Source organism: Streptococcus suis, from assembly GCF_002964045.1.
GTDB classification, from domain to species: domain Bacteria; phylum Bacillota; class Bacilli; order Lactobacillales; family Streptococcaceae; genus Streptococcus; species Streptococcus suis_U.
The window spans coordinates 1-293 of sequence record NZ_POPB01000539.1; the positions used below are offsets into that span (position 1 = coordinate 1).

General features: G+C 40.3%; 1 protein-coding gene. It reads right to left on the reverse strand.

Going from position 1 to position 293, the window contains the following annotated elements; genetic code table 11:
• Positions 1-166: 166 nt before the first annotated feature.
• The coding region (locus tag C1E99_RS12585; protein ID WP_330848230.1) for a lipoate protein ligase C-terminal domain-containing protein at positions 167-293 on the reverse strand (127 nt) is incomplete at its 5' end.

Consider the following 293-nt stretch of genomic DNA (forward strand, 5'->3'; position numbering starts at 1 on the left):
ATGTTCCTCCTTTTGGTCTAATGACTCATGGTCTAGCCACGAGTAAGTGAGGGATACTCACAGAAAATAATTATACCATAATATAGAAAATGTGCAAGCGAAAACAGTTTTCCGAAAACATTTTCACAAAAAATAAAGACTGCCAAACAAAGGGCAGCCCTATGGATTAAGCTACAATCGCTTTTGCTACTTCTTCTGTTGTCATGCGTGAGAAATAGTGTGTTGTGTCGATTTCTTGGAGTTTCGCTAGGACATCTGCGTACTCGTACCGAGTGCCTACCAGCAAATCTTCA